Source organism: Peptoniphilus sp. SGI.035, from assembly GCF_050315115.1.
Taxonomy (GTDB): Bacteria; Bacillota; Clostridia; order Tissierellales; family Peptoniphilaceae; genus Peptoniphilus_A.
Genome location: NZ_JBNPOJ010000001.1, coordinates 97,477 through 120,951, shown reverse-complemented (window position 1 = coordinate 120,951; position 23,475 = coordinate 97,477). Strand labels below are relative to the sequence as shown.

At 30.6% G+C, this 23,475-nt stretch carries 20 protein-coding genes; 17 read left to right on the top strand and 3 right to left on the bottom strand.

The window, feature by feature from the left end; all coding sequences use genetic code 11:
* Positions 1-7 precede the first annotated feature (7 nt).
* The 3 genes from ACQRC6_RS00625 to ppsA are packed head-to-tail and all read left to right on the top strand — an operon-like array spanning position 8 to position 3,629.
* Positions 8-691, top strand: coding sequence for a metallophosphoesterase (locus tag ACQRC6_RS00625; RefSeq protein ID WP_320850152.1), 684 nt, complete (start codon positions 8-10; stop codon positions 689-691).
* Positions 691-1,224, top strand: a complete 534-nt coding sequence (locus ACQRC6_RS00620; protein WP_427847268.1) for a class IV adenylate cyclase — start codon at positions 691-693, stop codon at positions 1,222-1,224. Before ACQRC6_RS00625 ends, ACQRC6_RS00620 begins: the two co-directional genes overlap by 1 nt.
* Positions 1,225-1,277: 53 nt before the next feature.
* Positions 1,278-3,629: a phosphoenolpyruvate synthase gene (ppsA, locus tag ACQRC6_RS00615; RefSeq protein WP_427847267.1), complete on the top strand. Its 2,352-nt coding sequence runs from the start codon at positions 1,278-1,280 to the stop codon at positions 3,627-3,629.
* Between the two features lie 134 nt (positions 3,630-3,763).
* Here the strand turns inward: ppsA and ACQRC6_RS00610 are convergent, their stop codons facing one another.
* The 3 genes from ACQRC6_RS00610 to ACQRC6_RS00600 are packed head-to-tail and all read right to left on the bottom strand — an operon-like array spanning position 3,764 to position 5,177.
* Entirely contained in the window at positions 3,764-4,066 is a 303-nt protein-coding gene (locus ACQRC6_RS00610; RefSeq protein WP_427847266.1) for a CC/Se motif family (seleno)protein, read from the bottom strand.
* Position 4,067: 1 nt separating this feature from the next.
* Positions 4,068-4,355 (bottom strand): DUF1637 domain-containing protein, encoded by a 288-nt coding sequence (locus tag ACQRC6_RS00605; protein ID WP_427847265.1) that lies wholly within the window; start codon positions 4,353-4,355, stop codon positions 4,068-4,070.
* Positions 4,356-4,364: 9 nt separating this feature from the next.
* Complete coding sequence (locus ACQRC6_RS00600; protein WP_427847264.1) at positions 4,365-5,177, bottom strand: precorrin-2 dehydrogenase/sirohydrochlorin ferrochelatase family protein; 813 nt, start codon at positions 5,175-5,177, stop codon at positions 4,365-4,367.
* A 205-nt stretch (positions 5,178-5,382) separates the two neighbouring features.
* On the opposite strand from ACQRC6_RS00600, the gene ACQRC6_RS00595 reads away from it, so the two are divergent.
* The 14 genes from ACQRC6_RS00595 (at position 5,383) to ACQRC6_RS00530 (ending at position 23,474) form a co-directional block, all read left to right on the top strand.
* Positions 5,383-7,422, top strand: coding sequence for an S-layer homology domain-containing protein (locus tag ACQRC6_RS00595; RefSeq protein ID WP_427847263.1), 2,040 nt, complete (start codon positions 5,383-5,385; stop codon positions 7,420-7,422).
* Between the two features lie 76 nt (positions 7,423-7,498).
* On the top strand, positions 7,499-8,557 hold the full coding sequence (locus tag ACQRC6_RS00590) for an S-layer homology domain-containing protein (RefSeq protein WP_427847262.1): 1,059 nt from the start codon (positions 7,499-7,501) through the stop codon (positions 8,555-8,557).
* 45 nt (positions 8,558-8,602) lie between these two features.
* On the top strand, positions 8,603-9,283 hold the full coding sequence (locus ACQRC6_RS00585) for a tRNA threonylcarbamoyladenosine dehydratase (RefSeq protein ID WP_427847261.1): 681 nt from the start codon (positions 8,603-8,605) through the stop codon (positions 9,281-9,283).
* A gap of 46 nt (positions 9,284-9,329) precedes the next feature.
* Positions 9,330-11,525, top strand: coding sequence for an ATP-dependent helicase (locus ACQRC6_RS00580; RefSeq protein ID WP_427847260.1), 2,196 nt, complete (start codon positions 9,330-9,332; stop codon positions 11,523-11,525).
* A 10-nt stretch (positions 11,526-11,535) separates the two neighbouring features.
* Positions 11,536-13,533, top strand: a complete 1,998-nt coding sequence (gene ligA / locus ACQRC6_RS00575; RefSeq protein WP_427847259.1) for an NAD-dependent DNA ligase LigA — start codon at positions 11,536-11,538, stop codon at positions 13,531-13,533.
* The gene (gene gatC, locus ACQRC6_RS00570; protein WP_293557312.1) at positions 13,526-13,807 is read left to right on the top strand and encodes an Asp-tRNA(Asn)/Glu-tRNA(Gln) amidotransferase subunit GatC; all 282 of its coding nucleotides are present in this window, start codon (positions 13,526-13,528) and stop codon (positions 13,805-13,807) included. The genes ligA and gatC overlap by 8 nt, the downstream gene beginning before the upstream one ends.
* Before the next feature lie 9 nt (positions 13,808-13,816).
* Complete coding sequence (gene gatA, locus ACQRC6_RS00565; RefSeq protein WP_427847258.1) at positions 13,817-15,268, top strand: Asp-tRNA(Asn)/Glu-tRNA(Gln) amidotransferase subunit GatA; 1,452 nt, start codon at positions 13,817-13,819, stop codon at positions 15,266-15,268.
* Complete coding sequence (gatB, locus tag ACQRC6_RS00560) at positions 15,265-16,695, top strand: Asp-tRNA(Asn)/Glu-tRNA(Gln) amidotransferase subunit GatB (RefSeq protein ID WP_427847257.1); 1,431 nt, start codon at positions 15,265-15,267, stop codon at positions 16,693-16,695. The genes gatA and gatB overlap by 4 nt, the downstream gene beginning before the upstream one ends.
* Before the next feature lie 189 nt (positions 16,696-16,884).
* Positions 16,885-17,556 (top strand): response regulator transcription factor, encoded by a 672-nt coding sequence (locus ACQRC6_RS00555; protein ID WP_320849885.1) that lies wholly within the window; start codon positions 16,885-16,887, stop codon positions 17,554-17,556.
* Entirely contained in the window at positions 17,540-18,976 is a 1,437-nt protein-coding gene (locus ACQRC6_RS00550) for a sensor histidine kinase (RefSeq protein WP_427847256.1), read from the top strand. Before ACQRC6_RS00555 ends, ACQRC6_RS00550 begins: the two co-directional genes overlap by 17 nt.
* Before the next feature lie 232 nt (positions 18,977-19,208).
* Positions 19,209-19,637: a division/cell wall cluster transcriptional repressor MraZ gene (gene mraZ, locus ACQRC6_RS00545; protein WP_427847255.1), complete on the top strand. Its 429-nt coding sequence runs from the start codon at positions 19,209-19,211 to the stop codon at positions 19,635-19,637.
* Positions 19,637-20,575 carry a 16S rRNA (cytosine(1402)-N(4))-methyltransferase RsmH gene (gene rsmH, locus ACQRC6_RS00540; RefSeq protein WP_427847254.1) on the top strand — a complete coding sequence of 313 codons (939 nt, stop codon included), beginning with the start codon at positions 19,637-19,639 and terminating at the stop codon, positions 20,573-20,575. The genes mraZ and rsmH overlap by 1 nt, the downstream gene beginning before the upstream one ends.
* Before the next feature lies 1 nt (position 20,576).
* Positions 20,577-20,984, top strand: coding sequence for an FtsB family cell division protein (locus ACQRC6_RS00535; protein ID WP_427847253.1), 408 nt, complete (start codon positions 20,577-20,579; stop codon positions 20,982-20,984).
* A gap of 9 nt (positions 20,985-20,993) precedes the next feature.
* Positions 20,994-23,474, top strand: coding sequence for a penicillin-binding transpeptidase domain-containing protein (locus tag ACQRC6_RS00530; RefSeq protein WP_427847252.1), 2,481 nt, complete (start codon positions 20,994-20,996; stop codon positions 23,472-23,474).
* Position 23,475: the final 1 nt, after the last annotated feature.

Sequence of the window (23,475 nt, the reverse complement as noted above, 5' to 3'; positions counted from 1 at the left end):
GGTGTATATGATATTCGCAATAGGAGATCTTCACTTCGATTATACAGAAGAAAAGCCTATGGATATTTTTGGAGATAATTGGGAAAATCACGAAGAAAAAATAATAGAAAATTGGAAAGAAGTTGTGCATGATGATGACTTAGTTCTTTTGCCTGGAGATATTTCTTGGGCTTTGAAGCTAGATATGGCAGCCTACGATTTAAAAAGAATTGACGAATTACCTGGAACAAAGATTATTTCTAAGGGCAATCACGATTATTGGTGGTCTTCGCTAAATAAGATGAATAATTTAGGTTTAAATACCATTCACTTTTTGCATAACAATTCCTTTGAGTACAAAGATTACTCTATATGTGGCACGAGGGGTTGGGCTTCTCGTGATTCCTTTGAATTTTCAAAAGACGATGAGAAAATATATTTAAGAGAAGTCCAGCGACTTAAAAATTCCTTGGATTCTTGCGTAAACAAAAAAATAATTGCAATGATTCACTATCCGCCCTTTAATCAAAATTTAGGACCTAATGAATTTTCACAAACTTTATCAGATTATAATGTAGAGAAATGTGTTTATGGACATTTACATGGAAAGGGACACAAATATTCCTATGAAGGAGATTTACTTGGTGTGGATTATAAATTTGTTGCAAGTGACTTTTTAGATTTTAAACTTAAAATAATTGAGGAGGACTAATGGAAAGAGAAATTGAAGTTAAACTTCTTGACATTGACATACTAGATTTTGAAAAAAATATCAAAGCTTTAGGCGCAAATTTTGTTAAAGAAGAAGACCAAATAAATATAACAATTAATTCCACTGCACACAAAATTTATAAAAAGCAGGGTTATCTTAGAATTAGAATTGCAAAATCAGGTGGTGAAGAAAAAAAATATTTCACATTTAAAGAAAATATTTCAGACATAAAGGTTAGAGATAATATAGAACATACTACTGAAATAAATAGTGTGGATGATTTAATAAATATTTTAAAATGTCTTGGCTATGATAAATTTCACAAGGGCTATAAAAATAGAAAAAAATATAATTATAAAAATCTTGTAATTGACATAGACACTTGGGATGAAAACACATATCCTAAGCCATATGTTGAAATAGAAGCGCCTAGCATTAATGAAATTTATGCGCTTATAGATGAGTTAAAAATAGATAGAGAACACGTATCTACAATGTCCATAGATGAACTTAGAAAATCTTTAAAAAAATAGCGTGACATATATAATTAATGTGTTATAATATTTTTAGTAAATAAGGAGGAAATATGTCTAAGTATAATTATATAAAATGGTTTAATGAAATTGGAAAAAATGATGTAGGAATTGTCGGCGGAAAGGGTGCAAATTTAGGTGAACTAACTAATTTTGGATTACCTGTTCCTCCAGGATTTTGTGTTACTGCAACTGGATACACTAAGTTTATTAAATACGCAGAACTTGATGAAGTTGTAAAGTTTCTAATGGAAGCTGTTGATGTTGAAAATGTTGATGAACTTACTAATGCTTCAAAGGAAATTCAAAAGAAAATTAAGGAAAAAGAATTTGACCCAGAACTTAAAGAAGAAATTTTAAGTGCGTACAGAGAATTTTCTGAAAGCATTGGAGTTAAAGATCCTGAAGTAGCTGTTAGATCTTCAGCAACAGCTGAAGACTTGCCAGATGCATCCTTTGCAGGACAACAAGATACTTATTTACACATTAGTGGCGAGGAAGAACTTTTAAAACACATAAGAGATTGTTTCGCATCACTATGGACTTCAAGAGCGATTTATTATAGAGAAAAACAAAATTACGATCATTTTGACGTTGCTCTTTCAGTAGTTATTCAAAAAATGGTTAACTCTGAAAAATCCGGTGTAATGTTTACGGCAAATCCTATTAATAATAGTTCTGATGAAATGATGATCAACGCAAGCTATGGACTTGGTGAAGCTGTTGTATCTGGAATTGTAACTCCTGACGAATATATTATTGACAAGAAAACTAAAAAAGTTATAGAAAAGAATATTTCTGAAAAAGAATACATGGTTATTAAAAATGAAAATGGCGTTGGAACTAGAGTTGTAAATGTTAAAGATGTTTTAGGCGTTGATGCAATTAAAGCAGAGGCACTTTCTCCAAAGGAATTAGATACTTTAATCGAAAGAGGACTAAAGGTAGAAAAACTTTACGGTTCAGTTCAAGATACTGAATGGGGCTTTGATAGAGATACAAAGGAATTTTATTTCTTACAATCAAGACCTATCACAACTCTCGGCGACAAAGAAGAAAAAAGGGAAGAAAAACTAATCACACTTGTCAAGGGGCTTCCTGCTTCTCCAGGAATTGGTAGAGGTAAAGTAAAACTAATTAAAGACATTTCTGAAATCAATCTTGTCGAAGAGGGAGATGTTCTTGTAACTGCAATGACAAATCCTGACATGGTTCCTGCTATGAGAAAATGTGCTGGCGTTGTAACTGACGAAGGCGGAAGAACTTGCCACGCAGCCATAGTTTCTAGGGAATTACAAATTCCATGTATAGTAGGAGCAAAAACTGCAACTAAAACTTTAAAGACAGGAGATATTGTAACAGTTGACGCAGTAAGAGGAATTGTATATGAAGGCGAAGTTCTAAAAGAAAAGGAAGAAAAGAAATCTGAAGATAAAGCGGGTGTATCTAGCATTGCAAACTTAGATGAACTTAGAAACCTTTTCGCACCAACTACTGCAACTAAGATTTACATGAACCTTGGTGAACCAGAATTAATTGAAAAATATAAAAATTTGCCAATGGACGGCATTGGACTAATGAGAACAGAATTTATTTTTACAAATATGATCGGCGCTCATCCAATGTATTTAGTGAAGACTGGTCAAGGCGACCTCATGATAAACAAATTAGCTGAGGGAATTTCTAAAGTAGCACAGGCAATTTATCCAAAGAATTTAGTTGTAAGAACTAGTGATTTTAGGACTAATGAATTTAGAGGTCTTAAAGGTGGAGATGAAGTTGAGCCAATTGAAGCCAATCCAATGATTGGATGGAGAGGTGTTTCAAGATATATTTCTCCTGAATATGAAAAGGGATTTAGGTTAGAGTGTCAAGCAATTAAAAAAGTTAGAGAAGAATATGGACTTACAAATGTAATTGTAATGCTTCCTTTTGTTAGAACTCCTGAAGAACTTAAAGTTGTTAAGGGAATAATGGCAGAAGAGGGACTTGTACAATCTAAAAACTTTAAGATTTGGATTATGGCAGAAGTGCCAGCAGTAGTTCTTCAAGCAGAAGAATTTGCAGAATTAGTTGACGGATTTTCCATTGGTTCAAATGACTTAACTCAACTTGTAATGGGTGCAGACAGAGACTCTGGAATCCTTAACAATATGGGTTACTTTGACGAAAGAAATGATGCAGTCAAAATTGCATTAAAGACAATTATCGATGCAGCAAACAAAAAGGGAATTACTTGCTCAATTTGCGGACAAGGACCTAGTCAATATCCAGAACTTGCAGAATTTTTAGTTGAATGTGGTATCACTTCTATGTCAGTAAATCCTGACACAGTTGAATACACAAGAAGACTTGTTGCAAGTGTTGAACAAAAAATTATTTTAAAGAAACTTAGACAAATGTAATTTATAAATAAAAAGATCTCATTAATGAATTTGATCTCTAAAAGTTAGTCTTAAAAATTAACTTGAAGAGATGAATTCAAAATGAGATCTTTTTTATGAAAATCTGGCAAATTTCATCAACAGATTAAAAAAAATTAAATTAATTTGTCGTAGTCTAAAAAATTTGAGACAAGAGATTTTGTGAATAAAAGTTTTACTAAATCAATTATACATAAATCATCTTTAAACTTTAGAGACTTGTCAATATTTATTTTTATGTCATTATTTATAAAAACAATATAATCTCTATCAATTCTTCTAGGAACTCCAATATATGTGTCAGAAGAAGGAAGACCACTGCCACAGCATTGTTTTGAAGTGATATAATCAATGGTTATTTCTTTTGCTTTTTTATCCTTTAAAAATTCAAAAGCATCTTTTGTAATTTTTACTTTCAAATTAATTATCCTTTTTTATTAGAGTTACAAAAAACTCACTTGGCTGCATTGCTTCAATGGAGATATAATTTTCACCATCGAATTTTAAAACCTTACCTGGTTTAAATTCTCTATCTTCATCGTCATTTAAAACAACTTTAATTTCACCTTTAACAATAGTTACAAGAACAGTAAACCCGGGGTGATTATGCTTGTCAATAGTTTCGCCAGAAGCTAAAATTTTCTTCACTAGAGTAAATTCTTTTTCACTAAAAACTTTTCCAGGCATACTTCCTACATAACCAATCATTTAATCACCTCATTTCTTAAATTTATCTAAATCATGAAAACTTTCTAAATTCAAATCACTATTACTAAGATCTTTGTCTCTTGATAAGTTTTTTGCATCATCTAAATTTTTTTTAATAATTTGATCATCTTCTAGAGTACTTTCTTTTTCAACTTTAAGTTCTTCTCCAGTTACAATGTGATTAATTAAATCTTCAGAAGATTCTAAATCTTCAATTTTGTACTGGGGCATTTCTTCTAAGAAAGTAGAAAGATTTATAGTTTCACTTTCGTAAAGTTTTCTAATAATTTCGTCTATATTTTGTGAATTTTTGCGAACAAGTTCAGACCTAATTTCGCTTAAAATATTTAATTTTTCCAAATTATATTTTTCGGAGAATTTTTTTAAATCTTCAAAGATAATGTCTGTAATAGTTGGGTTTAGCCTTGAACTATTAAGGGAAAAAGTAAGAGGTCCGTGCTCAATAGATTTATTTATGGACATCAATGATTTTGAAAAGATGTCAAATCTTTGGTAGATCATATTTCTTGAGTTTGCTCTTTTCTCCAATGCTTCATTTAGCTCAAAATCTTCTGTTGCAATAAGAACATAGTCGAATCCCATGAATTTAAAATCTTTTTCTAAAGTATGTTCCTTTAATTTAATTTTTCCATTAGATTCATCGGATTTTTTAATTATATCTGTGGTAAAACTATCTGCAATCATATAAATTTCTGCTTCAGTATCTAATACAGATTTAAGTGCAGATAGGGCAAGGTAGCCTCCACCTAAAATTAAAATCTTTTTTTCAAAAGTATCAATACTTACTGGAAGAAAACGCATAATATCACTCCTTTATAAAAAAATAATTTACAATTATATGTAATGCTTAGCTTAATTATACCAAATATTAAAGCAAATCAAGCAAAATATTACATTATTTATAATTTTTCAATTCTAATTATGAAATTTTAAGATTTCTAGAATTTAACAGTTTAATATATGTTATAATAAAAAAAACAAGCTATATAAAAGTGGAGGTTTTATAATGGAATTTAAAAATTTAAGAAGAGTAGCTTCGATTGGACTTGCAACTATTATGCTTGCACCAAGTGCAACTTTTGCTAAAGAATTTAAAGATGTTAAAAAGAATAATAGATATTCTTGGGCTTACAACGCAATTGACATACTAAGTGATAAGAATGTTATTAGCGGACATCCAGATGGTGAATTTAAACCTGGAGATTCAGTTTCTCTTGAGGAACTTTTACAACTTATTAAACAAGTGTTAAATCCAAGCGATGAAGAATTAAAAACTGCACGTGAAAAATATTCAAAAATAGCTAAAGAAAATGGAGTTAATTCTTGGGCAGAAGATGCAATATGTTTGGCGCTTCACAGAAATTACTTAAATGAATCTGCATTAAAGAAAGCTTCTGAAAGAGGATTTTTCAAAATTAATCAAAGGGAATATCCAAGTAGAGGCGACATTGCAATTTTCTTTGCAAGAGCTTTAAACCTAGATGCTAAGGGAAACACTAATCTTTTAAGACATAAAGATCAAAACAAGATGAGTGACACTTTAAAGGGGTATTTAGCTTCTCTTGTTGATGCAGGTATTTTCTCAGCCACAGGTTCTGATGGAAACTTCGAGGGAGATAGATCTATTACTCGTGCTGAAACTGCAATAATTACTAAGGCATCTTTTGATTATGCATCAAAAAATACAATAAGTAGTAAGACTGAAAAGAAAAAGGGAACTGTAATTCTTTCTTCAAAGCTTAATAATGTTAATGTTATTATAATTGAAACAAATAATCAAAAGTTTTCTTTCGACATTGACAGCAACACAAAATATAAATTAAAGGACAAAGACATTAAATTAGAAGACATTAAAGCTGGTCAAGAAGTTGAAATTGAGTATCTAAAGAGCAATAAAAATGATAGGGAAGGTACAGCTAAGTTAATTAATGTAACTAATGCAAAGATTGAAATGGTTGGATATGTAAATTCTAAGGGAACAAATGAAATTACTTTAAGATATAGAGATAATTCAGATACTTTAAACTTTAGAACAACTTCAAAAATTTCAACTTCAGATACAAAGACTTTTACTCTTGATTCAAATGTAAAAATCAAAGCTTATGGAAGAGATTTAAAACTTGATGAAATTAAAGTTGACGATTTAGTTGAATTTAAAACAAATAACGACAACAAAATAACTGAAATGACAGTTTATCCTAATGAAGCGCAATTAAGAGGTAAAATTACTTCAATTGACACTACAAACAGGGATAAATCTTATCTAAAGATTAGACTAAAGGATAATAAAGATTATGAACTATATATTACTAATGAAACTAAAGATTTAGATAAAATTACTCTAAATGACAATGTAGATCTTTATGTAAATTATAAAGTTGTAATGGGACTTTCTTCAAATTATAAAAATGGAGATATCTCAGGAGAAGTTGTTGGTTATAGTGGAGATGAATCTTCTTTTACAAATAGAAGATATAATCGTTATATAGACATTAAAGATAAATACGGTTCCACTAAGAAGTATTATTTAGCTGATAGATTTGAAATAAAAACATATAATGGAGCTAAGCAAACTCAAGTAACAGAAAATTATCTTAGAGGAAAGAATGTAATTTTAACATTAAATAATTACGGTGAAGTTGATACCATTACTATAATAGATTCAAGCCTTCAGTTTAGTGGAATGTTCCAAGTAGTTAGCAATGAAAGAACTGGCAGCAGTTTTAACGTTTATAAAGTAGGACTTCGAGTTATTCAATCAGACAATGATAATTTAAAGCCTGGAAAGACACTTTATTTCCAAACTAACCAAAATTTAGAACTATACGACGTATTATCTTTTGATGGTTATTTAAATTATTATGGAGAAATAATTTCAGATTCAAATAATAAATTTCTTGGAAATCCTAGAGAATATTTAAACACTGCAAATAGAACTACAAGAAAAAGCGATTTTGAAGATTATAGATTTTTCCTAAGAAGTAATCGATATTACGATAATAGATACAATGATAGATATCCAGAACTTGGCAAAATTTATTACTAATGCTTTTCAAATAGAAACCCATGTGGTTTCTATTTTTTTACATAAAATTATGTTATAATTTATTTGGAGTGATTAAATGAAGAAAAAAATTCTAATAATAAATTTAGCTTTATTACTTTTATTTGCACCGACAAGTCTTTTTGCAAAAACTTTTACAGATGTTAGTAAAAATGGAAATTCTGCTTGGGCATATAAATATGTAGATGATTTATCAAATAAAAATATTTTAAAGGGCTATGATGATGGAAGCTTTAAACCAAATAATCCTGTTAGTTTTTTGGAAATAATGCAAATTTTAAAAACTGTATTAAATCCAAATGAAGATGAAATGAAATTAGCGAGAGAGGCTAATTTGGAATTTGTAAATTCTATGGGTATCATTGATTGGGCAAAGGATGCTCTTTGTTATAATTTATATCATGGTACGGTGTCTAAAAAGACAATTGAAGCTGCTCGTGAAAGAGGATTTTTGGAAAATAAAGTTTATCCAAATAGAAATACAATTGCAGTTTATTTTGCAAGGGCATTTAGAATTGAAAAAAATAATGATTTCTCAAATTTAAAGTTTAGAGATATTGACAAAATTAACTCTCAAACTCTAGAATATTTGCCAAATCTTGTTAAATCAAATATTTTTACTAGCTCAGGTTCTGATGGGAAATTCAACGGAAATTTTGCAATAAGGAGAAGTGAAATTGCAGTCATTACTTCAAAGGGCTTAACTTATGTTGGAGCTAATAAAGATAAAATTAATAATCAAAGTAACTATATAGATGGCGAAGATCTTCTAACAAAAAATAATGATAATATTCCTGAAAAAACTATAAATAATGAAGTAAATAAGACTGAAAATAATAATTCAATTTTAGGGACTTTTATTGAAAAAGAAAATTCTGATGAATTAAAACCTGCAGAGGCAGGTATAATTGTCAATTTTAAGGGAAAAGTTGCTGAAGTAATTGATGGTGGAAAGGTCAAATATATTAGAATTGAAATTACGGAAACTGATTCAAATAAATTTATGTCAGGAAATATTATTACTGTTAATACCTTTAAAAATCATAAAGTCGATGATAATGTTGAAGGTAGCGGAATTTTAGGAGAAAATAGTTTAACAAATATAAAATTAAAATAATTATTAAGGGCTGTTTAATGACGGCCCTTTCAAATTGGAGGAAAATTGGAATTTTTAAGTAGAATGGAGATAATGCTCTCATCTGAAGATATAAAAAAAATAAATTCAAAATCAGTATTAGTTTTTGGATTAGGCGGCGTCGGTGGTTCATGTGTTGAAGCACTTGTAAGGGCTGGAGTTAAAAAAATTGGCATAGTTGATGGTGATGAATATGAAATTACAAACTTGAATAGACAAATTTTTGCTACCATGAAGACTATTGGAACTAGAAAAGTAGATGCTTGTGAAGAAAGAATGTTGGAAATAAATTCTCAAGTAAAAATTAAAAAATATGATATTTTTGTTACAGAAGAAAATATATGTAGAATTGATTTTGAAGATTACGATTATGTAGTAGATGCAATTGATACGATTACATCAAAGCTTTTAATAATAAAGGCTGCACATGAAAAAAACATCAAGATAATTTCTGCTATGGGTGCTGGAAATCGCCTTGATCCAACAAAGTTTGAAGTTCTTGATATCGAAAAGACTAAAAACGATCCAGTTGCAAGGATTATGAGGAAAAAATTAAAAGAAATGAACATAAAAAAGTTAAAAGTAGTTTGCTCAAAAGAGATTCCAATAAAAACTCATGACAGGACTCCCGGTTCAATTTCTTTTGTGCCACCTGTTTGCGGCATGGTTTTGGCGTCTTATGTGATTTCTCATATTTTAAGAAGTTGAAATGATGGCAAAAAAAACATATAATAATTAGCAGTAAGGAGAAGTCATGGATATAAATACATTAAATGATAAACAAAGAGAAGCACTTTTAGCAACAGAAGGTCCACTACTAATATTAGCAGGAGCTGGATCTGGAAAGACGAAAGTTGTAACTTCAAAAATTGCATATTTAATAGAAGAATTAGATGTTCCTTCATGGAAGATTTTGGCAATAACTTTCACTAATAAAGCAGCTAAAGAAATGCAAGATAGAGTTCAAAAGTTAATAGATAGAGACATCTCCTCAATGTGGATAGGAACTTTTCACTCAATATGTGTGAGAATTTTAAGAAAAAATATTGAAAGAATTGGATATAATTCAAATTTTACTATTTATGATAGAGATGATCAAATAACTGTTGTAAAGGAAGCTATTTCTGAAATTGCTCTTGATAAAGATATGTATAAGCCTAGATCTATTGTAAATGATATTTCTAATATAAAAAATGAAGGAATATCACCAATTGAATACATGGAGCAAAATGATGATAATTTTTTCAAAAAGAATATTGGGAAAATATACGACTTATATGAAAAAAAACTTAAAAAGAATAATGCACTAGATTTTGATGACTTGTTAATAAAAACTGTGGAAATTTTAAGGGCAGAAGATGATGTTAGAGATTTTTACAGAAAGAAATTCCAGTATATTTTTGTAGACGAATATCAGGACACTAATAAAATTCAGTACAACCTTATAAAATTAATTGCAGGTACAAATCCTAATTTAACAGTAGTTGGAGACAATGATCAATCCATTTATAAGTGGCGAGGAGCAGACATAAATAATATTTTAAACTTTCATAAAGATTTTCCAGGTGCAAAAATTGTAAAACTTGAGCAAAATTATCGCTCAACTCAAAAAATATTAGATGTTGCAAATAAAGTTATCGAAAACAATGCTACTAGAATAGAAAAAAATCTTTGGACTTCAAGAGATGAAGGTAAGGATGTAGTTTATCGCGAATTTCCACATTCAAATGAAGAAGAATATGGCGTTGTAAATAAAATTATTGCACTTAATTATAAGGGCGAAGACTTTAAAGATATGGCAATTCTTTATAGGACTAATGCACAGTCAAGAGGATTTGAAGAAGCCCTTGTGAGAGAGAGAATACCCTATAAAATTGTAGGAGGACTAAAGTTTTACGATAGAATGGAAGTAAAGGACGTCCTTGCTTATCTTCGAATACTAAATAATACCAATGACAATGTAAGTCTTGCGCGAATTATAAATAGACCAAAAAGAGGGATTGGAGACACTTCGTTGTCCGATTTGATAGATTATGCAGATAACAATGCTCTTTCCCTTTATGATGTAGTTACAAATATTGACAAATTTGAAGATCTTAATATTAGGGCAAGAAAGAACATTAAGGAATTTGGTAGCATCTTAAAAATTTTAAAGGATAGGGCAGAAAATCTTTCTATTGGAAAACTTTTTGAAGAAGTTTTATATGAAAGTGGATATGTTCATGATTTAAAGAGCCAAAATACAATAGAGGCAAAGACTAGGCTTGAAAACATTGAAGAGCTTCACTCAAATATTATGGAATACGACAGAGAGGGAGTTGAGCTTTCAGAGTATTTAAATGCACTTTCACTTTTATCTGATGTGGATAAAACTTCTGAAGATACTGGAGTAAATTTAATGACAATGCACGCTGCTAAGGGCCTTGAATTTGACACCGTTTTTTTAGTTGGATTTGAGGAAGGACTTTTTCCAACTGGTAGGGCTCTTGAAAGCGAAGAAGAAGTTGAAGAAGAGAGAAGACTTTGTTATGTAGGTGTAACTCGTGCTCGAAACAATTTGTTTATTTCATCTTCAAGGACTCGTTCAATGTATGGAAAATTAACTCCCGCAAAGAGAAGTAGATTTATTGAAGAAATGGGAGATAAAATAGAAATCATCGAAGACAAAAGTAGAGAACTATTAGAAGTAAGAGATTACAATGAAGGCACTTCCATTACTAGACCTAAAAAATTCTTGGGCATTGAAAAGAAAGTTGAAACTTCAAAAAAATCTGATAATAAAAATGTAAATATTAATATTGGAGATAAAGTAAAGCACAAAATTTTTGGCAATGGAATGGTAGTTCAAAAGAAAGAAAAAAATGGCGATTATGAAGTTGTTATTTCCTTCGATAAAAAGGGATTAAAAAGATTAATGCTATCAGTTGCTCCTATAAAATTAATTGATTAGTTGGTGAAATATGATTGACAAAATAAAAGAAATGGATGATTTAATTTCGCAAATTGACAAATTAAACTACCATTATTATACCTTAGATGACCCTCTTCTTTCAGATGCTGAATACGATAAAATTTATGACAAACTTGTAAACCTTGAGAATGAAACGGGAACAGTTTTATCCTATTCCCCAACTACAAGAGTTGGAGGATCGATTTTAGATAAATTTGTTAAGCACACACATCTAGGAAGGCTCTACTCAATGGATAAAGCACAGGGAGATGATGCTCTTCTCGCATGGTACAATCGTATTGAAAAATTTGTAAATGATTATAATTTAGTAAATATTAACAAACTTCCAGAGCCAGAATTTATTGTAGAATTAAAATTCGATGGACTTACAATTAATCTAACTTATGAAAATAAAAATCTAGTCATGGCATCGACTAGAGGTAATGGAATCATTGGTGAAGAAATCTTGGAGCAAGTTAAGACAATATATTCTGTTCCACTTCGCATAAATTATGCTGGGAAAATAGAAGTTCAAGGGGAAGGTTTAATGCCACTTTCTGAACTTAAAAAGTATAATGAAAAATTCGATGATAAATTAAAAAATGCAAGAAATGCAGCAGCGGGGGCTCTTAGAAATTTAGACCCAAAAGTTACAAAAAAGAGAAATTTAACAGCTTTTTTCTACAATGTTGGCTACATTGAAGAAGAATTATTTAAGTCAGATGATGACATAAAAGAATTTTTAAGAGAGAATAATTTTAAAGTTTCAAAATATAATTTTAAGGTAAAAGAGTTTAAAGAAATAATAGATAAGATTCGTGAAATAGGAGATAATAGAGATAAGCTTGATATATTAATTGACGGAGTCACTATTAAAGTAAATGATATTGCAACGAGAAAAGCTCTTGGCTACACAAATAAATTTCCACGCTGGGCAATTGCCTATAAGTTTGAAGCAGAAGAAATATCAACAACGCTATTAGATGTTGTATGGAATGTGGGCAGAACTGCAAAGGTAACGCCATCAGCAATACTTGAGCCAGTGAACATTGGCGGAGTTACAGTTCAAAGGGCAACACTTAATAATTACGACGATATACTTAGAAAAAAAGTTAAAATAGGTTCAAGAGTTTTAATTAGGAGATCTAACGACGTAATTCCAGAAATACTTGGAACCTTACCTAGTGACAATGAAACTCGCGAGATTGAAAGACCAAAGACTTGTCCCTATTGTGGTTCACATTTGTATCAAGATGGAGTCCACATATTTTGCCCCAACACATTATCTTGCGTGCCTCAACTTGTGTCAAGGCTTACGCATTTTGCATCGAGAGATGCCATGGACATCGAGGGTTTTAGTGAAAAGACAATTGAAAAATTAATGAAGGCAGTGAATTTAAAAGAAATTCCTGATATTTACAAATTAAAGTATGATGACATAATAAAAATTGAGGGTTTTAAGGAAAAAAGGACAAAAAATCTTTTAAGGGCAATTGAGGATTCTAAGAGCCCACATCTTTCAAATTTTATTTATGCACTTGGAATTCCAAATGTTGGAATAAAAACTGCTAGAGATCTTGCAAAGCACTTTAAAGATTTTGATAAATTAAAAGACTCTAAGGAAGAAGAATTAATTTCAATTGGCGATATTGGAAGTATAACTGCTGAGGAAATTGTGGATTTTTTTAATGATGATAGAATAGTAAGGGCAGTGGATGAACTTTTTGAACTTGGAGTTTCTCCAGAGTTTGAAGATGAAGATGATGTTCCAAAACCACTCCTTGATAAAACAATTGTAATAACAGGTACATTAGATTTGCCACGTAAGGAATTGGAAGAAAAGTTAATTTCTTTTGGAGCTAAGGTAACAGGTTCTGTTAGCAAAAGAACTGATTATGTAATTGCAGGAGAAAATCCAGGGTCAAAATACGATAAGGCAAAGTCCTTAGGTATAAAAATTTTAAGTTTAGAAGAACTTGAAAAATTAGTAGGAGGTTTAAATGAATAAAGAAGATATAAGGCATATTGCAAATATTGCTCAAATTGATTTTTCTAATGAAGAATTAGATAAATTTGCACCAACCTTTGATGAAAATATTGAACTTGTAAATAAAATTAAGGAAATCGACACTGAGGGTGTTGAAAAAGTTTTTCAAGTTAATGGAACAGAAAACAATATTCGTGAAGATAAAACTGGAGAGTCTCTTACACAAGAAGAGGCACTTGAAAATGCCGCTACTACAAAATACGGTTATTTTAAGCTTATTAAATTTGTGGATTAGGAGGGACTCATGACTTTTAGCAATTTAAGAGCCTGGGAGATAGCCCAAGGATATAGAAACAAAGATTTTTCTTGTGAGGAAGTTACAAGGGAGTTTTTAGATAATATTAATAAAAAAGACAAGGATATTAACGCATACATTACTGTTACAGAAGAAATGGCGATGAAAAAAGCAAGAGAAGTTGACGAAAAATTTCACAACAGAGAAGAAATGTCCCTTCTTGCTGGAGTGCCAATTTCAGTAAAAGATAATATTTCAGTAAAAAATGTAAAGATGACTTGTGCATCTAGGATGCTAGAAAATTATACTTCTCCCTACGATGCAACTTTAGTGAAAAAAATTAAAGATAATGACGGGGTAATTCTTGGCAAAGTAAATCTTGATGAATTTGCTATGGGTGCATCAACGAGAACATCCTATTTTGGAGTTACAAAAAATCCACTTGACTTAACTAGAGTTTCAGGAGGTTCATCAGGCGGTTCTGCTGCATCAGTTAGTGCAAATATGGCTGTAATTTCCATTGGTTCAGATACTGGCGGATCAGTTAGACAACCTTCAAGTTTTTGTAAAACTGTAGGAATGAAACCAACTTATGGTTCTATTTCAAGATTTGGCATGGCGTCAATGGCAAATACTTTTGACCAACCGGGAGTAATTGCAAAGGATGTTAGAGACCTTACAATTATGTTTAACGTAATCGAAGGACGTGACGAAAGAGATGCAACTTCTGTTGGAAATCCTGGGCTTAAATTTGACTTTGACTTTTCTGATGATGCGATAAAAAATTTAAAAGGAAAAAAATTCGCAATACCAAAGACTTACTTGGAAATGGACTTAAATAAAAGAGTAAGGGGAGAACTGGACAAGGCAATTGAAATTTTAAAAGAAAATGGTGCAATTGTCGAACCTTACGATATTGATTCACTTAACCACACTATTGAAACTTATAATATTTTAGTAAATGGTGAAATTGCATCTAACCTCGCTCGTTTTGATTCCATTCGTTATGGTCATAGAACTGACAAAAAATTTGATACAGTTGAAGAAATGTATCGTGCATCAAGAAGCGAAGGTTTTGGGGAAGAAGTTAAGAGAAGAATAATGATTGGAACGCACATTCTTTCAATGGAAAATGCTGACGAATTTTACTACAAGGCATTAAAAGTAAGAGGACTTATAAAAAGAGATATGGATAGAATGTTTAAAGATTATGACTTTATGATTTGTCCAACATTCCCAGTTTTACCATTTAAAATCGACGACGATATGAGTCCAATTGAAATGTACCAAGCAGATTTGTTTACAATTCCTGCAAATATGGTAGGTTCACCATCAATTTCACTTCCAATGCCAGCAGCAGAAGATGGACTTTCTGTTGGAATTGAATTTACTGCAAGAAGATTTAAGGATAAAGATTTACTTCAAGCATCACTTGCTTTTGAAAGGAGTTTAAATAAATGAAATATAAAACAATTGTAGGTTTGGAAATTCACGTTGAACTTTCCACAGAAACAAAGGCTTTTTGTTCATGCAAGAACTCCTTTGGAGATGAACCAAATACAAATGTATGCCCAGTATGTTTAGCACTTCCAGGTGGCATGCCAGTTTTAAATAGAAATGTTGTTAATTATACAGTAATGGCTGGGACTGCCTTTAATTGTAAAATAAATAATAAATCAAAATTTGATAGAAAAAATTATTTTTATCCCGATTTAACTAAGGGATTTCAAATAACGCAAAATGACAATCCAATTTGTACAGACGGTTATCTTGAAATCGAAACTGATGAAGGAAACAAAAAAATTGGACTTTTTCAAATTCAAATGGAAGAAGACACTGCAAAAAGTCTTCACACAGAAGAAAATGAAACGCTAATGGACTACAATAGATGTGGCGTTCCATTAATTGAAATTGTTACTAAACCTGATATTTCCAGTGGTAAAGAAGCTCGTATATTTCTTGAAAAATTAAAATCGACATTGAGATTTTTAAATATCTCAGACTGTAAAATGGAAGAGGGCTCCCTTAGATGTGATGTCAATGTCAACATAAAGGATATGGAAACAGGCAAAAAAACTGCTATAACTGAGGTAAAAAATCTTAACTCCTTTAGAGGAGTTGAAAAGGCAATTGACTTTGAAGTAGAAAGACATATTAAACTTCTTGAAAATCACGAAGATGAAATTAGAACAACAAGAAGATGGGACGATGCGAAAAACGAAACTGTTTTAATGAGAGTTAAATATACAGCTAGTGATTACAGATTTGCACCTGAAGGAGATCTGCCAATTGTTCACATTACTGATAAAGAGATAAAAGAAATTGTAGACAAAATGCCAGAGCTTCCATCACAAATGATGGAAAGATTTGTAAAAGATTACGGCATTACAAAGGAAGATGCAGGAGTTCTTGCATCATCAAGAGAGCTTGCTAAGTTTTTTGAAGATGTAGCAGCTGACTTTAAAGATTACACACTTCTTTCAAATTGGATTCAAACAGAAATTTTAAGAAGAGTGGAAATTTCTGATGACGTAGAATTTAAACTTCCTTTTGCTAATAAAGAATTTATTGAACTGTTAAACTCAATTAAAAATGAAAAAATTAGCAATAACGCCGGCAAAAAAGTTTTGCGTGAAATGTTTGAAACGGGAGACGGCGCAAAGGAAATTATTGAAAGACTTGGTCTTGTTCAAATGACAGATGTATCTGAAATAGAGAAAATTGTAGATGAAGTTCTCGATGAAAACGAGCAATCAATCGTTGATTTTAAAGAAGGAAAGGACAGAGCTTTAGGATTTTTAGTTGGACAAGTAATGAAAAAATCAAGAGGCAAGGCAAATCCAAAAATTGCAAATGAAATGCTTGTAAAAAAATTAAAGGAAAGATAATTTAAGGTGTCAAAGGTGGCACCTTTTTTATTTGCAAACTAAAACTAATTAAAAATAAATATTTTACAAATTTATTAGAAGTATTGATATAATTAGGTCATCTAAAATATAGATTTATGTTATTAATATACTTAACAAAGTTGTCATTAAATATTCACAAATTTTTACTATAATAAAGCAGGTGATTAAATGTTTAAGATTTTAGTTGTAGATGATGAAAAAAGCATTAGAGAAGTTATTAGAACTTATGCAGAATTTGAAGGTCATGAAGTTGTTGAAGCTTCAGATGGACTTGAAGCAATTGAGAAAGTACGTGAAGAAGATTTTGATGTAATAGTAATGGATATTATGATGCCAAAGCTTGATGGATTTTCTTCTTACAAGGAGATAAAAAAAATAAAGGACATTCCAGTTCTAATGCTTTCTGCCAGAGGCGAAGAGTACGATAAATTATTTGGTTTTGAAATAGGAATTGACGATTATGTTACAAAACCTTTCTCTCCAAAGGAACTTATGGCGAGATTAAATGTAATTGTAAACAGAAATAATAAAACTGAAGAAAATAATACCATGGAGTTTGAAGGTTTAAAAATTGATTTAGATGGAAGAGTTGTTTTTGTAGACGATGAAATTGTGGATTTAACACCTAAAGAATATGACCTTTTAGTTTACATGGTAAAAAATAAAAATATTGCTTTATCAAGAGACAAACTTTTAAATCAAGTTTGGGGCTATGATTTTTATGGAGAAGATAGGACAGTTGACACTCACATAAAAATGTTGAGAAATTCAATTAAGAAATATAGAAAATTTATTATTACTGTAAGAGGAGTTGGATATAAATTTGATACAAGAAATTAAAGAAATAAGGAGAGTTAAAATTGACAAGAATAGCATCCTATTTAAGTTATGGAAATATTTTGTCTTTTTTGCTGGACTGATTTTAATTTCTATTTGGCTTTTCCAAACGGTTTTCTTGTCAAGTTTTTACGAGACAATGAAAATTCGCGAAGTTACAAAAGTTGGCAACGAGCTTAGAAGTGATTACAATTCTAAGGACTTTGAAACTAAATTATCCAATTATGCTAATACAAAGGGACTCGAGATAAAGGTATTAGATGAAAATGGCGCTTGGGTTTATCCCTTGAGATTATTTGACGAATTTGTTGAAAGACCTAGAATGATTTGGGAAAATTTCGATAAGTTTTTTGGATCACTTAAAAGAGATAATAGGACTTATAAAATTTATACAGTTAGGTATGAAAATTTAAAGGATCCATCAATTATTTATGCAGGTTATCTTGGAAACACAGATGGAGAGGAATATTACCTTTATATAAATTCAGTGTTAAAACCAGTTGATGCAACAGTTGATGTCATAAGAAGAATTTTAGTTATTATATCTTTTTTGGCCCTTATTTTTGCATCTATTACTGCATATTTCGTTTCAAAAAGACTTTCAGGACCTCTTGTAAGGATGTCAAATACAGCGAAGGAACTTGCCAAAGGCGATTATAAAGTTCAGTTTAGAAAGGGCGAATATACAGAAATCGACGATCTTTCCAATACTCTTAACTATGCAAAGGATGAATTAACAAAGACAATTGAAATGAGGAAGGATTTAGTGGCAAATGTAAGTCACGATTTAAAAACTCCGCTTACTGTTATAAAATCCTATGGCGAGATGATTAGGGATATCTCTGGTTCAAACGAAGCTTTAAGAAATAAGCATTTAGAAACAATAATTAATGAAGCAGATAACTTAACAGCTTTAGTAAATGATTTGTTAGATTTATCAAAAATTGAATCTAATCTTGAAAAAATAAAAAAAGAAGAGTTTCGCCTTGAAGATTCAGTCTATGAGGTTCTTGATAGATTTAAAATTAATAAAAATTATTCCGATTATAAATTTGAAATTGATTCAAATGGAGATACAAGGATTTTAGGCGATAGGTCAAAGATAAATCAAGTGATTTATAATTTAATTAATAACGCAATAAATTATTCTCCAGTGAATAAAAATATAAAATTGGTGATTAAGGGTGACGAAAATAAAACTGAATTTCATTGCATTGACAAAGGGATTGGCATAAGAGAAGAAGACATTAATGGAATTTGGGACAGATTTTATAGAGTTAGAAATAATCACACTAGACCAGAAATTGGCACTGGTCTTGGTCTTTATATTGTAAAGACTATTATGGATCTTCATGGATACGAGTATGGCGTTCATTCAAAAATAAATGAAGGTTCAGACTTTTATTTTATTGGAAATAAATAACTAAAAAATTTAATAAAGTTTTGAAATCGACTAGAGATAGTCGATTTTTTTGTATTTATATAGAAAATCTAATTTGTATAAAATTTTTTAAATTGAAAAAATAATGCCATTGGTCCCATATTAAAAAAAGAAATTAAAGTACTAGAAAATAGCAAGTATATGTAGTAAAATTAACTTAAGTGGAGTAAAGTGGAATAAAAAGTAATATAAATGGAATAAAGTGGAGAATAAAATGTTAATAGGTGAATTTAGACATAACCTAGACCCAAAAGGGAGAATTACAATTCCATCAAAATTTAGAGATGACCTTTCTGTATTTGTAATGACAAAGGGTTTAGATAACTGTCTATTTTTATATCCAAAGGAGCAATGGGAGAAAATTGAAAACAAATTAAAGGAACTCCCTATGACAAATAAAGCTGTAAGATCCTTTGTGAGAACATTTTTCTCTGGTGCTGTTGATTGTGTATTAGATAAACAAGGAAGAGTGCTTATTGCAGAAAACTTAAGGGATTATGCAAATTTAGATGATAAGTGTGTAATCATAGGTCTTTCCAATCGTGCAGAAGTTTGGTCTGAAGAAAAATGGAATAAATACAATGAAGAAGAAGCACTTTCTTATGAAGAGCTTGCTGAAAAAATGTCGGAGTTGGGAATATAATGGATTTTTCACATAAAAGCGTACTTTTAGAGGAAACGATCAATGGGTTAAATGTTAGAAAGAATAAAATCTATCTCGATGGGACTCTTGGAGGAGCTGGTCACAGTTATGAAATTTTAAAAAAATTAGAAGGCACTGGACTTTTAATAGGAATTGACCAAGATGAAGAAGCGCTAAAGGCAGCTAGAGTTAGACTTTCTGAATTTAAAAATGTTGAATTTTTTAATTTAAATTACATAGACTTTGAAAAAGCGCTTGATGCACTTGGTATAGATAAAATTGATGGAGTTTTATTAGATATTGGAGTTTCTTCTTATCAATTTGACAATCCGGAAAGAGGATTTTCATATAGATTTGATGCACCACTTGATATGAGAATGGATAAGGATTTAGAAATCTCTGCTAAAGATATTATAAATACATATAGTGAAGATGAGATTACAAAAATTATAAAAGAATATGGTGAAGAGAAATGGGCTTCCCGAATTTCCAAGTTTATTGTGGATTATAGAAAAAACAAAAGTATTGAAACTACTTTTGAACTTGTTGAAATAATAAAAAATGCAATTCCTGCATCTGCGAGAAGAAATGGACCTCATCCAGCAAAAAGGACTTTCCAAGCTCTTAGAATCGAAGTTAATAAAGAGCTAGATGTTCTTAAAAATTCAATTGACAGATTTGTAAATAGGTTAAATCTTGGTGGTAGAATTGCTATAATTACATTTCATTCCTTAGAGGATAGAATTGTAAAAAACTCTTTTAAATATTTGGAAAGGGACTGCATATGCCCACCAACATCTCCAATTTGCACTTGCGATAAAAAGAGAGAAATCAAAATTATTACTAGAAAACCAATTACTGCAAGTGAGGAAGAGTTAAAAGAAAATAACAGATCTCACTCAGCTAAACTAAGAATTGCCGAAAAATTAGAGGTGTAAAATGGCAAAAAAATTAACTAAAATTTCAAATAAAAGTTATAATAGATATAAGAATAATCTTTTAAATAATAAGCCTTTTATTTTTACTTTGGCAATTGTTACAATTGTTTTGATTGCAATTTTAATTTTATACTCTCAAATTGCAGGTCTTGATAGAGAAATTTTAAAACAAAAGGCTGAAATAGATGAATTAAACAAAACTAAGATAACTCTTGTAGGTGAAATAAAAGCTGTAAAATCTTCTGCGCAAATTGCTGAAGAAGCTATGTATAAACTTGGGATGGTTTATCCTTCCGAGGATCAAATAGTTTACATTGATTCAAAGGAAGAAAAAAAATTAGGAGATATTAATTACAACGTATTTTTAAGCCCAATTGTATCTGTTCTAAGATCCTTTACAAGAGATTAGGAGGATATATTGAAAAATAATAAGGTTAAAGCTAGAGATAGAAAAAAAGAAAGTGGATTTAAAAGGCACACAAATAATGCCAATAAATTCATATTTATATTTTTTATCTTTCTAGCTTTTTTATTTGTAGCTGTAATCGCAAAACTTTTGTATATTCAAATTGTTCAATCGGAAGATTTAACTATTGCTGCTCTTAACCAACTTACTAGGACAGAGGTTATAAATTCTAATCGTGGCATTATTTACGATAGAAATAAAAAGGAGATGGCGATAAATATTACTAAGTGCAATATTTTCTACAATTTAGATTTTTTGACACAGGGTAAGGACGAAAGTAATAGCGATTTTAAAAATAGAAAAGAAAAATTATATGATGAAGATGCAAAAATTATTTCTGATATTACTGGAATAGATTATGACGAAATAAGAGGGAATATGACTGGCGATAAAGTTGTAAGAGTTGCCACAAATATTGATCGAGCGAAAGCAAATGAGTTAAAGGATTTAAGAACAAAAATTGCAAAAGAAAATCAAAGCAAAAAAACTAATAAAAATCAAAGTTTAATGGCAATTTCTATTGATGATGTAACGAGAAGACTTTATCCTTTTAATAATCTTGCTTCTTATATAATAGGATTCACAAATGATGAAAATGTTGGACAATATGGAATTGAGGCGAGCTATGACGAAGAACTTTCAGGGATTTCTGGTAAAAGTGTTTCATTAAAGGACAACGCATCAAATAAGATTCCTTTGACAGATGAAGAAACTTATGCTCCAAAAGAAGGTTATTCTGTAGTTTTATCGATAGATTCAAACATTCAACAATTCGCAGAGACTGCTGCAGAAAATGCAAAAAAAGAAAATAATGCAGATAAAGTATCTGTAATTGTGCAAGATACCATGACGGGCGAAATTTTGGCAATGACAACTAAGGATGATTACAATCTAAATGATCCAAGGGCTCCTATAAATGAAAAACAAGAAAAAGAATGGAATAACTTAAATGAAGAAGAAAAAATGGATGCCCTATACGAAAATTGGAGAGATTTTAACGTAAATGACCAATATGAACCCGGCTCAATTTTTAAACTTATTACGGCTGCAGCTGCTATTGAAGAAAATACTTCTCAACCAGATTCACAGTATTATTGTAATGGTTGGATGAAAATAGGAGATAGAAAATTATCTTGTACAAGTCCAACTAGAGGAACAAAAACTCTCACAAAGGCAATTGAAGAGTCCTGTAACATGACTATGATACAAGTAGGTCAAGGTTTAGGTGCAGAAAAGTTTTTAAATTACATCCAGGCTTTTGGATTTGGTAGAAAAACAGGTATAGAATTATATGGTGAGTCCGTAGGGCTAATTCCAGCATCTGCAAAGGAAATTAGCAAAGTAAAACTTGCAACAATGTCTTATGGGCATTCAATTGCAGTATCTCCTCTTCAACTTGTAAATGCAGTGAGTGCAATTTCAAATGGCGGTTTTTTAAACAAGCCAACACTTATAAAAGAATTAGTGGACGCCAATGGAAATGTAATTGAAAAAAAGAAAACTGATCTCAAAAGAAGGGTAATTTCCGAGGAAACTTCAGATAAGATGAAGTATATGATGAAGAGAGTAGTCGATAGTGGAATAGGAAAACTTGCACAAGTACCAGGTTATCAAGTTGGAGGAAAATCTGGTACAGCAAATATTGCAACTCCAACAGGTTATTTAGATGCATACAATTCATCTTTTGTCGGTGTCGCTCCTCTTAATGCTCCTAGATTGACTGTACTTGTTGTAGTAAATAATCCTAAAGGGGCAATACTAGGTAGTGCTGTTGCTGCTCCAGTTGTACAAGAAATTTTAAGCAAATCTTTAAATTATATGAAAATTCAAAAAACTGAAGAAGTAAGCGAAAAAGAAGATTTTGTATCAGTGCCTGATGTTGAAGGATTGCTTTTAGAAGATGCCGGAAAAATTTTATTAAAATCTGGACTTAGATTTAACACTAATGCTGAAGGTGTTGAAAATTATTCGGTGGTAATAAATCAAAGTCCATCACAGGGATCATATGTAATTAAAGATACAATAGTTGATTTAGCTATAAATGATAAAGATAGTGGTATTTTGATAATGCCTAATTTATCAAGAAAGAGCAGAAAAGAAACTGAATCTATTTTAAAATCTATGAATATAGAGTATAATATCAAGGGAAATGGCGACTTTATATCACAAAGCCCTAGAGCTGGGAAAAAAATGTCGGGCGACGAAACTGTTACAATTAATTATTCAAAAAGAAATGACGAAGAAGATTTGAATGAGGGAAATTCTAAAGTTAACAATAGTGCCGACACAAATAGTAAAAATTTAAAGGAAGAAAGCTCTAGCAACAAGAAAAATTTATTGCAAAATAAAGAAGATACTGTTAAAAAGGAAAAAACAGTGAACAATAAAAATTCAAATAAAGAAGACAATACAAAAAATAAAAAAAGGGATTAGG

What these genes read in the sequence shown, in the direction of transcription:
- ppsA (WP_427847267.1), top strand. Translation starts at nt 1,278, where the DNA reads ATGTCTAAGTATAATTATATAAAATGGTTTAATGAAATTGGAAAAAAT.
- rsmH (WP_427847254.1), top strand. Translation starts at nt 19,637, where the DNA reads ATGGATTTTTCACATAAAAGCGTACTTTTAGAGGAAACGATCAATGGG.
- ACQRC6_RS00590 (WP_427847262.1), top strand. Translation starts at nt 7,499, where the DNA reads ATGAAGAAAAAAATTCTAATAATAAATTTAGCTTTATTACTTTTATTT.
- ACQRC6_RS00555 (WP_320849885.1), top strand. Translation starts at nt 16,885, where the DNA reads ATGTTTAAGATTTTAGTTGTAGATGATGAAAAAAGCATTAGAGAAGTT.
- gatC (WP_293557312.1), top strand. Translation starts at nt 13,526, where the DNA reads ATGAATAAAGAAGATATAAGGCATATTGCAAATATTGCTCAAATTGAT.
- gatA (WP_427847258.1), top strand. Translation starts at nt 13,817, where the DNA reads ATGACTTTTAGCAATTTAAGAGCCTGGGAGATAGCCCAAGGATATAGA.
- ACQRC6_RS00580 (WP_427847260.1), top strand. Translation starts at nt 9,330, where the DNA reads ATGGATATAAATACATTAAATGATAAACAAAGAGAAGCACTTTTAGCA.
- gatB (WP_427847257.1), top strand. Translation starts at nt 15,265, where the DNA reads ATGAAATATAAAACAATTGTAGGTTTGGAAATTCACGTTGAACTTTCC.
- ACQRC6_RS00600 (WP_427847264.1), bottom strand. Translation starts at nt 5,177, where the DNA reads ATGCGTTTTCTTCCAGTAAGTATTGATACTTTTGAAAAAAAGATTTTA.
- ligA (WP_427847259.1), top strand. Translation starts at nt 11,536, where the DNA reads ATGATTGACAAAATAAAAGAAATGGATGATTTAATTTCGCAAATTGAC.
- ACQRC6_RS00605 (WP_427847265.1), bottom strand. Translation starts at nt 4,355, where the DNA reads ATGATTGGTTATGTAGGAAGTATGCCTGGAAAAGTTTTTAGTGAAAAA.
- mraZ (WP_427847255.1), top strand. Translation starts at nt 19,209, where the DNA reads ATGTTAATAGGTGAATTTAGACATAACCTAGACCCAAAAGGGAGAATT.
- ACQRC6_RS00620 (WP_427847268.1), top strand. Translation starts at nt 691, where the DNA reads ATGGAAAGAGAAATTGAAGTTAAACTTCTTGACATTGACATACTAGAT.
- ACQRC6_RS00535 (WP_427847253.1), top strand. Translation starts at nt 20,577, where the DNA reads ATGGCAAAAAAATTAACTAAAATTTCAAATAAAAGTTATAATAGATAT.
- ACQRC6_RS00595 (WP_427847263.1), top strand. Translation starts at nt 5,383, where the DNA reads ATGGAATTTAAAAATTTAAGAAGAGTAGCTTCGATTGGACTTGCAACT.
- ACQRC6_RS00625 (WP_320850152.1), top strand. Translation starts at nt 8, where the DNA reads ATGATATTCGCAATAGGAGATCTTCACTTCGATTATACAGAAGAAAAG.